13 protein-coding genes are annotated in these 15,170 nt (G+C 36.9%); 9 read left to right on the plus strand and 4 right to left on the minus strand.

Annotation, left to right across the window (positions count from 1 at the left end):
• Positions 1-541: 541 nt before the first annotated feature.
• Positions 542-1,573: an aspartate-semialdehyde dehydrogenase gene (locus tag ACFIN0_RS07440; RefSeq protein ID WP_375702225.1), complete on the plus strand. Its 1,032-nt coding sequence runs from the start codon at positions 542-544 to the stop codon at positions 1,571-1,573.
• Between the two features lie 332 nt (positions 1,574-1,905).
• On the opposite strand, the gene ACFIN0_RS07445 is transcribed toward ACFIN0_RS07440, so the two are convergent.
• On the minus strand, positions 1,906-2,544 hold the full coding sequence (locus ACFIN0_RS07445; protein ID WP_375702226.1) for an SH3 domain-containing protein: 639 nt from the start codon (positions 2,542-2,544) through the stop codon (positions 1,906-1,908).
• 505 nt (positions 2,545-3,049) lie between these two features.
• Between ACFIN0_RS07445 and ACFIN0_RS07450 the strand changes: the two genes are divergently transcribed.
• From ACFIN0_RS07450 to ACFIN0_RS07460, 3 genes are read left to right on the plus strand one after another with little or no spacing between them, the layout of a single operon-like run.
• Positions 3,050-3,868 (plus strand): MetQ/NlpA family ABC transporter substrate-binding protein, encoded by an 819-nt coding sequence (locus ACFIN0_RS07450; protein ID WP_375612289.1) that lies wholly within the window; start codon positions 3,050-3,052, stop codon positions 3,866-3,868.
• A gap of 48 nt (positions 3,869-3,916) precedes the next feature.
• Positions 3,917-4,951, plus strand: coding sequence for a methionine ABC transporter ATP-binding protein (locus ACFIN0_RS07455; RefSeq protein WP_375613642.1), 1,035 nt, complete (start codon positions 3,917-3,919; stop codon positions 4,949-4,951).
• Positions 4,944-5,603 carry a methionine ABC transporter permease gene (locus ACFIN0_RS07460; RefSeq protein ID WP_375609233.1) on the plus strand — a complete coding sequence of 220 codons (660 nt, stop codon included), beginning with the start codon at positions 4,944-4,946 and terminating at the stop codon, positions 5,601-5,603. The genes ACFIN0_RS07455 and ACFIN0_RS07460 overlap by 8 nt, the downstream gene beginning before the upstream one ends.
• Positions 5,604-6,518: 915 nt before the next feature.
• On the opposite strand, the gene ACFIN0_RS07465 is transcribed toward ACFIN0_RS07460, so the two are convergent.
• Complete coding sequence (locus tag ACFIN0_RS07465) at positions 6,519-6,998, minus strand: MaoC family dehydratase (RefSeq protein WP_375607361.1); 480 nt, start codon at positions 6,996-6,998, stop codon at positions 6,519-6,521.
• A gap of 159 nt (positions 6,999-7,157) precedes the next feature.
• Between ACFIN0_RS07465 and ACFIN0_RS07470 the strand changes: the two genes are divergently transcribed.
• On the plus strand, positions 7,158-8,492 hold the full coding sequence (locus tag ACFIN0_RS07470) for an NAD(P)H-dependent oxidoreductase (protein ID WP_375702227.1): 1,335 nt from the start codon (positions 7,158-7,160) through the stop codon (positions 8,490-8,492).
• A gap of 786 nt (positions 8,493-9,278) precedes the next feature.
• On the opposite strand, the gene ACFIN0_RS07475 is transcribed toward ACFIN0_RS07470, so the two are convergent.
• Complete coding sequence (locus ACFIN0_RS07475; RefSeq protein WP_375610812.1) at positions 9,279-9,635, minus strand: hypothetical protein; 357 nt, start codon at positions 9,633-9,635, stop codon at positions 9,279-9,281.
• 2,037 nt (positions 9,636-11,672) lie between these two features.
• On the opposite strand from ACFIN0_RS07475, the gene ACFIN0_RS07480 reads away from it, so the two are divergent.
• The 3 genes from ACFIN0_RS07480 to ACFIN0_RS07490 are packed head-to-tail and all read left to right on the plus strand — an operon-like array spanning position 11,673 to position 14,448.
• Positions 11,673-12,416, plus strand: coding sequence for a creatininase family protein (locus ACFIN0_RS07480; protein WP_375609692.1), 744 nt, complete (start codon positions 11,673-11,675; stop codon positions 12,414-12,416).
• 21 nt (positions 12,417-12,437) lie between these two features.
• A complete protein-coding gene (locus ACFIN0_RS07485) occupies positions 12,438-13,466 on the plus strand; it encodes a CobW family GTP-binding protein (RefSeq protein WP_375702228.1) in 1,029 nt (342 codons plus the stop codon).
• A gap of 10 nt (positions 13,467-13,476) precedes the next feature.
• Complete coding sequence (locus ACFIN0_RS07490) at positions 13,477-14,448, plus strand: WD40 repeat domain-containing protein (RefSeq protein ID WP_375702229.1); 972 nt, start codon at positions 13,477-13,479, stop codon at positions 14,446-14,448.
• Here ACFIN0_RS07490 and ACFIN0_RS07495 read toward each other — a convergent pair.
• On the minus strand, positions 14,445-14,648 hold the full coding sequence (locus ACFIN0_RS07495; RefSeq protein WP_375607367.1) for a hypothetical protein: 204 nt from the start codon (positions 14,646-14,648) through the stop codon (positions 14,445-14,447). The two genes, ACFIN0_RS07490 and ACFIN0_RS07495, sit on opposite strands and share 4 nt — an antisense overlap.
• 313 nt (positions 14,649-14,961) lie before the next feature.
• Between ACFIN0_RS07495 and ACFIN0_RS07500 the strand changes: the two genes are divergently transcribed.
• Positions 14,962-15,170 (plus strand): hypothetical protein (locus ACFIN0_RS07500; protein ID WP_375702230.1); only part of this gene is annotated, 209 nt, incomplete at its 3' end.

Genomic DNA, 15,170 nt, shown 5'->3' on the forward strand with positions numbered 1-15,170 from the left:
ACGCATACCTCCTTGAAACATTCAAATGTTTTTTAGATACCCAATATCTTTTGAAATATTTTTAGGCCTGCTTGTTGAGCCTTTAGTTTAAGTGAAAAATGGGAAGCCGCTAGAATCTAGCTGTTTACAGACTGTAATAGGAAGTTTCGCTTTTAAAGGCATAGGGAGAAAATCAAATAATTCAACAATTAACAAATAAAGTATTAAAAGATTCAACCAACGCGATACGTAATACCATCTTTAAAAAATTCAAAAGTATGAAGGTAAACATTGACAGAAGATAAGGAATTCACTTAATTAAAGTGCTCTCTAAAGAGGTAATAGTTTAGCGTAAAATATTCAATTTTTTCAATTCTGAAAGATTAAAAGAGACGTATCATTTGAAATAAAACAATTTATTGTGCTAACGATGATGATTGGTGTGCACAAAATTGAGTTGTTGAAAATCAAAAATATAATTTAACGATGTTCCTTGACCAACTCACTCTCTCCTGAGTATAGCACGGGGAATAAACGTGGAGAGACATGAGGAGTATAGAAAATGAGTTTTAAAGTTGCAATTGTTGGCGCAACCGGCAATGTTGGTCGTGAAATGCTTACAATTTTAGAAGAGCGTGGTTTTCCTGCGCATGAAATTGTCCCTCTCGCATCACGACGCTCATTAGGACAAGAAGTTTCTTATGGAGATAAAACTTTAAAAGTAAAAGCACTGGATACTTACGATTTTTCAGACACAGATTTTTGTCTTATGTCTGCAGGAGGGAGCATTTCCAAAGAATACGCCCCTAAAATCGCTGCTACCGGCTGTGTCGTCATCGATAATTCCTCCACGTGGCGCTATGATACCAATGTTCCGTTGATAGTCCCTGAAGTCAATGGCGAAGCTATAAATGCCTTTTCTAAGCGTAATATTATAGCAAATCCTAATTGTTCAACAATTCAACTGGTCTTAGCTTTAAAACCTCTCCATGATGCTGCAATCATTAAACGTGTTGTTGTCTCTACATATCAGTCTGTTTCTGGAGCTGGTAAAGAAGGAATGGACGAACTTTTCGAACAATCACGTGCAGTTTTTGTTGCAGATCCAATTACATCAAAAAAATTCACTAAACGCATTGCCTTTAATGTCATTCCTCATATCGATGTTTTCATGGAAGATGGTTATACAAAAGAAGAATGGAAAATGACCGTGGAAACAAAAAAAATTCTCGATCCGAAAATTAAATTAACAGCCACTGCTGTTCGGGTTCCTGTCTTTATCGGTCATGCCGAAGCTGTCCATGTTGAATTTGAAAAACCACTAAGCGCATCTGAAGCACAAGCGCTCCTACGCGATGCACCCGGCTGTCAGCTTATCGATAAACACGAAGATGGTGGCTATACCACCCCTTATGAATGTACGGGAGAAGATAACACCTTTATTAGCCGTATTCGTGAAGATATCACCGTTGAAAATGGTTTAGCTTTCTGGGTTGTTGCCGATAATTTAAGAAAAGGAGCAGCATTGAATGCCGTTCAAATTGCTGAACTGCTCATTTCTCGTAATTTGATCAAGCCAAAGTCGATAAATTAATCATCTTCCTGTCCGACAGGACAAGGAACCTTATACAAAGCCGGTCTGTTAAAAAGTCCGGCTTTTTTAACAGCTTCCCTCTAACACCATCTTAAAAGGTTATTATTTCAAAGCACTGGCAAATTCCACCCTGAATATTCTTAGCTCTCTCTGCCTTAAAGAATGAAGCTCTTTCCCTGCACCGATCTGAACACAATCGCACTTTTGAAGGAGCTTGCACTAATATCCACCTTAATGCCGCTTTACGAAACAGCAAGAGCAGCAGCATAAGCATTGTTTGCTTCATACTGCTGATCCTTTTTGTCATTCCGGTTGTAAAATTAACTTTACCCTTATCGAGCAGGATAGGTCACGACACGGTAACGTGTTTCATTACGTTCAAAATTTTTGTAATTGACATTATCAGGAAAGGAGGGATTATAAGCACTCACGTGCTTTACAGAAACGCCTTGTGCTTTTTGCGACGGATTTAAAATTGTTCGTTCATCCCTTTTTTTAACACCTGTAGAATCGATAATCATATCTGTTCTGTATAGTTTTTGCATATTTTTCCGTGTTTTTTGAATCGCCGGAAGAGCTTTAAAATCAGAAACAACCTGTTTCACTTTTTCTTTTGGTGATTTTACCATGGATTTTGATTTTGCTGGCATCTTTTTAAAAGCAATGGTAGGAACATTGTTAACATTGACGTAACGTGCAGATGCCCAACCAATTTTTCCATGATAACCAAGAGAACACCAAGCTTTATTGGATAGGCAGCCATAAATTTGCACTTTTGCTCCCATTGGAACCATTGCGATAACTTTATAAGCTGTCGCAGGGCCTGTGCGTAAAGATACCTGACCTGATGCAACACGAGCAACTGTTCCTGTAATGGTTCCAGCTTGTGCGTGAAAAGCAGTCACAGCCACCCCTGACGCTCCTAAAGCCCATAAAGTCATCATTGTTGATAAAAATTTCTTTCTTAACATTATTTTTCTTCCTCTCTAAAACATATGAAGGGCAAAAATTCGCCTTTGCAAAAATTTGCCGCGTTTAAATCCAATGATCAGCAACCTTTATTCCCCCCCCAAAAAACCACAACATTGCAACAAAATTTCTCTTTATCGCCTACACGAACACGGCCTTTTGATCTTGATTGCGCAGTATGTTCTTCATGAATTTACGGCTAAAGCATCATCTGATCGTCCGGTTCTTCAACCAATTGTCCCTTACAGAAGTTTTTAAAGGGGCATTGGTTCCCTCAACAAATGATTGCAATAAAAGAATTGATTGCCTAAATTTCAGAGATTTTCTGAGAATGAATGATGATCAGCCCCCAAAACAACTAAAATAGAAGGAAAAATAATACTCTTTTAAAAATAAAAGTGATTGAATATTCTCTAAAGCTTGTATAACTTTAAATCTGCCTAAAAAGATACAGAGTATATTGAAACTTCCCTCAAAAAATTTCTCGAAAAAGAAAGTTAAAAGCATATGACATTAAAAATTTTTTCTCGTAGTCGGATTATAGGATTATTCCTCTCTCTCTTTGCACTTTTTTTGTCTACTGCTTTTTCCATGGCCGCAGACAAATCAAAAATCAAACTTGGTATTATGGAAGGGCGGGATGCTATTATTTGGAAAACTGCTGCTGAACAGGCTAAAAAAGCCGGTTTAGATATTGAACTCGTTTATTTTTCTGATTACGCTTTGCCTAATGATGCTGTTAACGCAGGAGAGATCGATGCGAATGCTTTTCAGCACGCCCCTTATCTTAATGAACAAATGAAACAACGTGGCTATAAACTTTCAATTGTCGGCTATACATTTATTGCTCCAATCGGTGTTTACTCACACAAAATAAAAGACTTAAAAGATCTTCGTGATGGTGCACATGTTGGTATTCCGAACGACCCATCTAATGGTGGAAGAGCCTTACTTCTTCTTAATTCTTTAGGTCTCATTAAGTTAAAAGATCCTCATAATATTCTTGCATCTCCACTTGATATTATCGAAAATCCTAAAAACCTGCAAATTCGTGAGCTCGATGCCGGTATGTTAGGACGAGCTATTGACGATTTTGACCTTGCAATTATAAACACAAACTGGGCTATTGTTTCCGGATTAAACTTCGAAAAAGATGTAGTTGCATGGGAGAGCGCAAAAAATAATCCTTATGATAATATCATCGTTGTACGCACGAGCGAAAAAGATGAACCATGGGTTAAAAAATTAGTTGCCGCTTACAACAACGATCTTATCCGTGCAAAAATCAAAGAGATTTTTGGCAATACCGCCCAAACATCTTGGTAATTGTGCCAAATATCTGAATAACTGTGCCAAATATCCGAGTAATTGTGAATGGAAAAACCTACTCTTATCTCCTTAAAAAACATCAGCCGTTGTTTTAACAAAACGGCTGGTGTTCCGGTGATTAATAATCTCTCTTTAAATATCCATGCTGGTGAAATCCTTGGCATTATTGGGCGCAGTGGAGCAGGAAAATCAACACTTATTCGCTGTTTAAATGGGTTAGAGAAGATTGATGCAGGGTCCATTTTTTTTGAAGATGTTGATATTTCTAATCTATCAGAGATAGAATGGGCGCCTTACCGTCAACGAATTGGGATGATTTTTCAACATTTCAATCTTCTCTCATCGCAGAATATTCTTGATAACATTGCATTGCCGCTTAAATTAAGTGGTGTAAGTAAAAAACAACGCCACAAACGTGCCCTTGAACTGATTGAATTGGTTGGGTTATCTGGGAAAGAATATTGCTATCCGGCACAATTGTCCGGGGGACAAAAACAACGCGTTGGCATTGCTCGTGCGCTCGCTGCTAATCCTAAAATATTATTATCAGATGAAGCCACTTCTGCTCTTGACCCTGAAACAACACAATCTATTCTAGAGCTCCTTGCTGATATTAACAAACACCTCAATCTCACGATTGTGCTCATCACCCATGAAATGGAAGTTGTGCGCACCATAGCGCATCGCGTTGTTGTTCTTAATCAGGGGAACATTGTAGAAGAAGGACGTGTGAAAGACATCTTTACATCACCGCAAGACGATACAACCATAGCCATGCTCAAGCTTGTAACCCCGCAACTTCCTGAAAAATTTGCGAAAAATCTCAAACCAATCGGACGAGAAGCTGTCATTGAAATTAATATTGCCGGTGAAATTGCCCAGCAGCCTTTTCTTCATCTTCTAGAAAATGAGAGTGGTTTAAAAGCACGTATTTTGCATGGTGGCATTGATACAGTTCAAGATGAAACCATCGGGCGACTCTTCTTGGCTCTTCCTGGAGAAGATAAAGAAGCTTTAGAAAAAGCTGTTCAATGGTTAACGAAAAAAGGACGCTATTGTGAGGTCTTAGGCTATGTTTAATGTTCTGTCTCATGAACTTCCCCAAGCTGTTATTGATACAATATTGATGACACTTAGTGCTTCTGTTATGGCATTTATTATAGGGCTTCCCCTTGGTCTTCTTCTTCACACAACAGCACGCGGAGGGATTTTTTCCTCATCTCTCATCAATCGCCCTTTAAGCATGATCATTGACAGTATTCGTGCCATTCCCTTTATCATTCTTGCATTTTATCTTCTTCCCGTTACGCGTATCGTTGTAGGAAGAGGGATAGGAATGCCTGCTGTAATTTTTATACTGACCATTTCAGCTATCCCTTTTTATGCACGCATGGCGGAACTCTCTTTTAAAACCGTTGAAAACGGTCTCATTGAAGCGATCCGCTCGATGGGTGCAAGTCGTCTTCAAATTATCAGACATGTTCTTATTCCTGAAGCTCTCCCTAGCCTGATTACAGGTTTTACAGTCATGGTCATTTCTCTTATAGGAGCCACCTCACTTGCTGGATATCTTGGTGGAGGCGGTTTAGGAGATATGGCAATCCGCTATGGCTACCAACGCTACAATACCTTCATCATGACCATCGTCATCATCCTTTTGATCGTGCTCAATATTACAACCCAATGGACTTCTGATAAAATCGTACAAAAACTTGATAAAACAAAACATTAAAAGACTTAGAATTTCACATGCCAATACCATCATCCTCTTAGCCACTTTCCAAGTGTACCAACCCTTGCCTATCGAAAACGCTCATAAGAGATTAGGAACTTTTTTCTTAAACAGTTTTTATCTCTCCCCATCCGTTTGTAACATGAAAGAAAATAGTTTTAATGGCTTTAATATAAAAGGGGATAAAATAAGAGATCTCATAGTATGTGAGACTCTCTTTAAATTAAGACATTGACCACAACCTCTCCAAACCGTAGATAACACATTGAATTTATAATGATAATATGGTGTTATTCATATTGAACGAGAACTCTGAATACCGTAAGATCCTCTCATTCCCAATTTGTTCCATATAGAATCAACCCAAACCTCTCTCTTGCACGTTACAAGCGGGAAGAGCCGTGTGAGTAAAAACATACAAGAAAGGAAGGCATGCCTCTTATGAATTATCTCCAGCGCCAAGACCTGTTTTAACATTGGCGACTAGCATATAATATGATATTCGTACCGGTTTTCTTCTTCACAAGCATAAAGATATGAGGGTGCTCAATGGCTTTATCGTTATACTATTCACAGGCGCCATTGCGGAATGGGTGTGACGAGCGTTGAGAGACATTGCTTTAAAATAAGCCTGTGAATTGGCAACGCAAATATATTCCATTTGAAGCGTTCTGTTTTACGTGATGGGTATGATCCCATAAAGAACGCTATAAATAAAAGCGCGAAGCAATGCACTATCTTCATTAGAAAGCTCCTCTTCAAAACGATCTAGGAAAGATAGTAACCTGCTATGGCTATCAACGCTATGATAGCTCGATCATATCTATTACCCTATAGATTATTCTCAATATCATCATTGAAGAAACTTCTAATAGAGTTGTATAAAAATTTTGTAAAATAAAGCACTCAAATAATCTAGATATTGGAAGGTTTTTCTTCCACAACAGCAACGATAAGCCATTGAGCGGTAAGAGCTGGTTTTTTTAACTTTTCAATTTCCACCGTAACCCCATAATGGAAAACCACTCGACCAGAAGGGCGAATTTCTGCGTCGTCTAACACAAAACGCGCACGTATCCGTACCCCTGTTTTCACAGGACTCATGAAGCGTACTTTATCGAAACCATAATTAATCCCCATTGTGGTCCCTTCCAACTCAGGAAGAGTCTCATAAGCGAGCGTAGACAAAAGCGATAATGTTAAAAAACCATGAGCAATCGTGCCACCAAACGGTGTTTGCTTAGCCTTTTCCTCATCAACGTGTATCCATTGATGATCATCTGTAGCGCATGCAAACTGATTAATCATATCCTGTGTAACAAGACGCCACTCCGATAATCCTACTTCTTTCCCAATAAAACTGGTGATATCTTGTACTGCTATTTTTTGCTGCATAACGCTATTCCTATTTTATTTGATAAAAGCCCCCCTCTTGCTTTTATAAAATCCATTGATTAGAGCATCAAGAATAAAAGATTAATTGTCTTAAAAACAAATGCACCTTATGAATGAGAAAAGTTCTTTAGCAGAATAGTTTTCAAATAGGAAAAAAGAATGGCAAGCAATGTGAACCTAACAGGTTTAGCGCATGATTTGAAACAACGTGCAGAAAACCATCCCCCCATCCGTATTGGACTGATTGGTTGCGGTGAAATGGGGACAGATTTATTATCAAGTATTGCGCATATGGATGGTATAACAGTCGCTGCTGTAGCCACGAGGACACCATCACGTATTTTTGATGCCGCTACACTAGCCTATGGCGAAGATGGACATGTCTGTGAAATTGAAAATGCTCATGCTCTCACGCAAAGCATTGAAAATGGTTTGATTGCAGCGACAGATGATATTGACCTTGTTTTGCGCCATGAACAAATTGATATTATCATTGATGCAACAGGCTATCCCGAAGCAGGAGCAGAAATTGGTATCAAAGCGCTTGAGAATAACAAACATCTTGTCATGATGAATGTTGAAGCAGATGTTACAATTGGCGCTTATCTCAAACATGAAGCAGAAAAACGAGGGCTCATTTATACACTTGGTGCCGGCGATGAACCAACTTCTTGTATGGAACTCATAGAATTTGTTTCAGCTCTTGGACATAAGATTGTTGCAGCGGGTAAAGGCAAAAATAATCCTCTGCGCTTTGATGCTACACCTGATGCTTACGAAGAAGAAGCATTCCGGCGTAATATGAATGTACGCATGTTGGTTGAATTTATTGATGGTTCTAAAACGATGGTTGAAATGGCAGCCATTGCCAATGCCACCGGCCTTCTCCCCGATTGCCCAGGAATGCATGGACCACGAGCAGCGCTACAAGATTTAAATAAAGTGCTTATTCCAAAGCAAGATGGGGGCATTTTACAGCAATATGGTGTTGTAGATTATTCAATAGGTCAAGGTGTTTCACCAGGTGTTTTTGTGATTGCAGAAATAGCACACCCACGTTTACGCGAGCGTATGGAAGATTTAAAAATTGGTCAGGGGCCTTACTTCACCTTTCATCGCCCCTATCATTTAACAGCAATGGAAGTTCCCCTTACCTGCGCACGTATTATGCTTTATGGAAAAAAAGATATGGTCCCTCTTAGCCATCCCGTAGTAGAAGTCTGTGCTGTTGCTAAAAAAGATTTACATCCAGGTGATCAGCTAGACTTTATCGGTCTTTATACTTATCGTGCTTGGATAATGAACATCGCAGAAGCACGCGCTCACCACGCCATTCCTTGTGGTCTTTTGGAAAAAGCAACAGTAACAGCTGCAATTAAAAAAAACGAACTCATTACAGTACATAATACAGCCATTCGTGAAGATCAATGGATTGCACGTCTTCGTGCTAAACAAGACCTTTTACTTCATTGCCCTTCTTCCACTAAGCTATAAATGCTCCTGAATTACCTTACTTAACAGTATCCTTCCCTTAAGCAACAGAATAACCCAGAATACACCTCTATCGCAAATACAGGTTTATATTTTAATAAAAGCATTTTCCAACGATGCACATCACCACTTCCCTCTCACAATATGTCCTGTAAATGCGACAATATAAACCACCCCATGAGATGGCATAAGATTCATTGTGTATCACTATCTTTACTCTATGAAGATACAAACCAGCATCATCATTTATTTGCCAATATTACAACAGCCCTTGAACCTTAGAGATAATTCATGAGAAGAATTTTTACTCTTTTTTTCTTTAATAATTTTGTCCATACACGAACACAACTTGTTATACATAAAAAATATTTTTTATGGATTTAACATCAACAAATTTGAAATGATAAATAATAATTTCTCATTTTTCTTATTGCGTGAGAGCCATGAATACAGGGATACTTTTTTATTTTATCCCCTTATGAAAGATAAAAAAATTTAAAAAGGATAAAATATACCTTTGATGAATAATCTTCATATGAAAAAAGGTAGACAATATTAAAAGACTGATAAAGATAGTAAGTATACTATCCTTATTACTAGAAAATAACCATAAACTGTAAAAAAATCAGGTTACACTAATTTGTAAAAAAAACATAAATGTAGGATCTTGAACTTTAATAATGTTAATAAAAGCTACATTTAGTATTAAGAGTAGTAATTTTATTATCTAGTATAGTATAAATAATAAAGTGAACAAAAAAATCCTCGACTCTGTCGATGAGTTTTCTACTAAAGTGTACTGAATATTCCAAAAAGAGATACAACAGCACCTAATACATCCCCAATACATAAAGAAGCAAGAAGTGATAAAATACCTATCCCCCCCCAAAAGGCTGAACCTGAAAAGGCAGCAGCTTTTTCAGTTTTCCCTAAAGCAATAACATCTTGTTCCTCAACGCCTTGAATAACAACTCTATCCACAGCTTTAATAGCTACATTTTTTTCTAGTGTAGGAATAGTAATTGCCATTCTCTCTTGAACTTTATTTTTTACAAAACTTGCATTTCCCTCTATAGTTTGTACAAAAAAAAGAATAAATAGTGTAAAAGTAAATGAACATACACGATTTTTAAATATTTTAAACATAGCTTTCTTTGCTCCTCTTTTTCTTCACTGAAAAAATGAAAGAATATTCACATATATAAAAACCAAAACTTATATTTAATCATTTATATAATTACACATAAATAAAATATTATATGTAATTTTGTTATTAACATATAATACATTATGTATTGCATGTAAAGATAAAAAAACAATAAATGATAAAAATAATAATAATTTGTTAAATTTATTATTATAAGAAATATTACGAAACAAATTCATTTAAAAATTATATAATAGAGCTTTTATAAATAATTTAAAATGTAATTAATTTTAAAGAATTATAACATTAAAAACTTTCAATATAATGATAGTGCTTGTCTATTATTTCAATAAAAATAAATAGCACTTAATGGATTTTTATTATATCACTCATCAGTAATATTAAAAAATAAAATTGGTAGAGAATAAAAAACTTGATCTAAAACAAATATATCATAATAAATAAATCTTTAAATAGTATACTATTTTTCTATAAAATAGGTATAAATTGTAACAAAATATTGACTTTCAAACCTAACAAAACAAACGCATAAAATAAGTAAATCTATCAGATTTACAAAAACATTATAAGCAATACTTGATCTCCAACAAACTACCTAAAATTAAATAAAAAGAGAGTCATGAAAAATAAGTTGATCCCACAAAATACTGAAAAACAACTTTCTTTATTAATTTTTATAAAAGTTATTCCATATTTTTCGTCAATATTGTAGAGCGTAGCCTTATTCATATTTTGAGTAATTATATTTACTCTGTATTAGTAAAAAATAATTCTCTTTGAAATAAATTTTTGTAATATTCACATAACTGTCTGCAATTTGTGCAAAATGAATAATAATAAAGAATTGATCAAATGCTTGAAGGAAAAGTGATAGAGAAAATTACTAAAAAATTACATTTTTGAAATACTAACTTAAGTAGCGCATTGAAAAAATAACGCCATAAAACTGATATTGAATAATAAATTTATTGTTTTGCCTGTTGAATGAGAAAGCTAACGATTATAAAACTCTCTTATATTTTAACTCTGTTTATATTGAATCAATCAAATTTCTTCACTTGCAAATCACAAACGAGATCGATGTGTGTATAAATACACTTGAAGAAAGGAAAATATTACTTATGAGGTATCTTAACTATCAAGCGCTGTTAACATAGTATTGAAAACTGGCAAAGTGAATGATGGTGCCCCTTTTTACTTTTAAAGTGTAAAGATGGTGGAACACAATAGATTTTATATTATAAGGTTTTACCCTTATACCATTCACAAGCTGCGTCGTGAAATAGGCTTTGGTGTACTAAATGTTTCTTTAAAACAAGCGTGTCGATGTGCAACACAATGGCGTCTGTTTATCATGTATCCAACGGTGTTTCTTGTATCCAACGGTGTTTCTTTTTGAATCATCTTATAAACTGCTCTCTGAGAGAGCAAATTCTATCTTAGTGAATTCTTCCCTTTATATTCATTTTTTCTCATGAACACTAAAGTCTGTTAATACACTATCCAAAATAAAATCAATCAATTTCTATTCTTTTGTAATATAGATACGTACACTTAACTTAAGAATTTAGGAATGCTGATTGAAACCAAAATCTGTTCTATCGTAGTACTCATAACAACAAAAATACTTTGACTATTCTTGCTCCATAGCAGAAAGAAGCATATGCAGCTTTATCAAAACTTTCACTTTAATAGACAATAGAAAAATCAGTTTTCATTACATGATGTGAAGTATTTAATATGCCCGAAGATTTACTTGTCAAAAACAAGAATACATATCAAAAAATCTTACAAGAGATATCTATCTTGAGAAGAGTCACCTCATATTACATCAACAATTGAATTGGCTTTTTTCAATAAAAGCTTCACTGTTTTTAACAAAGCTCTCATTTTTATAACATCCCTCTGTAATGTAAAAATATGATATTTGCATTTCTTTTATATATAGACTAAAAAATAACTCTAAAGCCTTTGATCACTTTATCTCTGTTGACTTCTCTTTTGGGCATTAATTTATGGTATCTAACCCACCTTTTCTAGCTCTTTTACCTTTAGGTGCACATGAATATCACGGAGAGCACCTTCCCTTTGAAACCGACTGGATTATAGCTGAAGCATTTGCAAAAGCTCTCACTTTACAAACAAAAGAGCAATTCCCTATCGCACTTTTACCAGTTGAAAAGATTGGCTATTCCATAGAACATATGGATGTTACAGGTACACAAACCCTTACCTTTTCTGATGCGATTAAGCGATGGATAAAGATTGGTGAAAACTGTTATCACAAAGGGATCAACCGTCTTCTTCTTCTCAATGCTCACGGAGGCAATTCACCTTTAATGAGCATTGTTATCACCGAATTACGAAAGCGTCTTTCCATGCTCGCTGTAGCAACAAGCTGGAGCCGTTTTGGTTTACCACAAGGTCTCATGGAGCCATCTCAACAACATCTTGATATCCATGGAGGTTTTATCGAAACCTCTCTCATGCTTTATTTAGCACCGGAAAAAGTTCATATGGAGAAGGCAAAAAATTTTCATAATAAGCAAGCAGATATGATTGCCAATTATCGATATTTACGCGCTTATGGTCCTCATGCCTTTGGTTGGACAATGCATGATCTAAACACGCAAGGTGCGGCAGGAGACGCAAGCAAAGCAACACCACAAGCCGGTGAAGCAATCTTTTCTCATGTTCTGTCTCAGCTTCGTGATTTACTTGATGATATCCATCGATTTAACATAAACACATGGCAATAAAGAACAATAAAAGGTCCCTCCATGGAAAAAATACAGCCCAACAAACTTCCTGTTACGGTTCTCACAGGCTATCTTGGCGCAGGAAAAACCACACTTCTCAACCGCATTCTTAGTGAAAATCATGGCAAACGTTATGCCGTCATTGTCAATGAATTTGGTGAAATTGGTATTGATAATGACCTGATCATTGAATCAGACGAAGAAATTTATGAAATGAATAATGGTTGTGTTTGCTGTACCATACGTGGTGATCTCATTCGCATTTTGGAAAGTCTCATACAACGTTCTCATCGATTTGATGCGATTATTATCGAAACAACAGGGCTTGCTGATCCCGTCCCTGTAGCACAAACCTTTTTCATGGATGATACGGTCCATGAAAAAACAGCTCTCGACAGTATCATAGCGGTCGTTGATGCAAAGCATTTGCCCTCTCAACTAAAAACAAATCGTGAAGCTGAAGATCAAATTGCTTTCGCAGATATTGTTCTTTTAAATAAGATTGATCTTGTTACTCAACAAGAACGCAGCCATGCTGAATCTCTCATTCTAGCTATTAACCCTCGCGCTATACTCTATACAACACAGCGCGCCGATATTCCTCTTGAGACACTCCTTAATCGTGGTTTTTTTGATCTCCAACGGACTCTCGATCATGAGCCTCATTTTCTCGATCACCAACATAAAGACCAACACGCCGACCATGTGTGTGGTCCCGATTGCGATCATGACCATCATAACGTATCCACCCTTCATGATATTACCATCACTTCTGTAAGTTTAAAAACAGGCGCTTTGCAACCAGAAAAGTTTTTTTCTTGGATTCAACAGGTTACGCAGCAACAGGGGCCTAATATCTTGCGTCTTAAAGGCATTATCGCCTTTCAAGGAGACGATGATCGTTACGTCATTCAAGGGATACATATGCTTCTTGAGGGACAACATCAACGCCCATGGCGTGAAGATGAAAAACGAGAAAGCCGTCTTGTTTTTATCGGACGCTCTCTTGATGCCAAACAGTTAAAAACTGGTTTTGAAAATTGTGCATGAGTAAGTAATAATGCCAAACATTACCCATTATGATCTCAAAAGTTACTGCCTTTCCTGCGGTTTTATAGGCAATAAACCAGCCTTTGTTTCCGTAGAAGGTTTCATTGTTTTTTTAACCCCAACCCCACAAATCGTTGAAGTTCACCAAGGAATAATTTCAAGCCATTTTTCCCATGACAATACCGCAATCATCACAGGGGGAGAAGATGGAAAAGTCTGTCAAACAACCGCAGCGGATCACACAGAAGTGTTAAGCCAAAAAGAACGCAAATGGATAAACAACGTTGCTTTTGGACCACAAAAAGCTTTTGCCTTTTCCTCCTCTCGTCTCGCATTTGTACAGGTTGGAAAAGAACAGCAAGAGCTCACGCATGAACGCAGTGTAGAAGGCCTAGCTTTTGCCCCAAAAGGTTTACGACTTGCCGTTGCCCATTACAATGGTGTTACTCTTCATTGGTTATCAACGCAAATATCTCCTACCACATTGGTATGGAAAGGAGCTCATTGTGGTGTCACCTTTTCACCAGACAACCGCTATGTCATTTCCACGATGCAAGAAAATGCCTTGCATGGCTGGCGTCTGACTGATAATCAGCACCTCCGCATGAGTGGCTACCCAAGCAAAGTCAAAAGCTGGTCTTGGAGCGCCAAAGGAAAATGGCTAGCAACCTCAGGTGCCTCTGCTGCAATTATTTGGCCCTTTCATACAAAAGACGGCCCCATGGGAAAAACACCTCTAGAACTAGGCACACGAGCAAATGCGCTTGTGAGCACCGTTTCATGCCACCCAAACAAAGAAATTGTAGCAATAGGCTTCAATGATGGAATGATTTTAGCCGCATATTTTCATGATGGAAAAGAAGTCCTTCTAAAAGGTTATGGGAAAAGCGCTATCTCAGCACTCAACTGGGATCAAGCAGGGCACAACCTCGCCTTTGGAAGCGAAAATGGTGAATGTGGTATAATCAATATCACTGATTAAATTACACCAACAAGCGCAATCATCGCTGATAAAAAATGCCCACACAATCCTCCAGAAATCTTATCCCCTTGCATCTCTAGAGCTCTCAGAAATCCTATCTCCCTAATCTCTCCCCCCAAAAGTCTCCTAAAATCTTCGTAATCATTAAATCTTCCCTCTTCCTTTCCTGCACCCTTTCGACAAGAAAATACCTTAAACATGTTTTTGACATTTTAACATTGCTACCCCCATACAAGAATAAAAACATCACCCCTAAGACCGCCCCCTATCTCCCTATAACATCTATATAGGCTACATACTTCCATAACAGCATTTTTCTTAAAAATTTGGCAAAAAATAGCTGATCTCATCATTAAAACAACGATTTATTCCTACGATCAGAAGAAGGGAATTCAACACTATTTTCCTAAATAAAAAGTTTTTTGAGTTCCCCCTCTAAAGAACAAAGTTTCCTACGAGCAGCCTTCTACACTTTAGTTTCTTGCCTAGAAAATTCTATCTAATAATCATTTCATGGAGCTTCTATTACCGCCCTCTGTTCCGGTATCACCTTCATCTCTGGATACTGTTTCTCCTCCTTCTGCGTCTGCTGAACTAAAACCTTCTGGGGATTCTGCCCCTATTAATCCTTCGTCTAATCTCCAAATTAGAGCTGTTGTTCCACAGGTTCCAACTTATCTTCTTTTGCCAAATGCCTTATTTCATGCTGGTTTAGTGGATAT

The organism is Bartonella sp. AA89HNZF, assembly GCF_042196905.1.
GTDB lineage: Bacteria > Pseudomonadota > Alphaproteobacteria > Rhizobiales > Rhizobiaceae > Bartonella.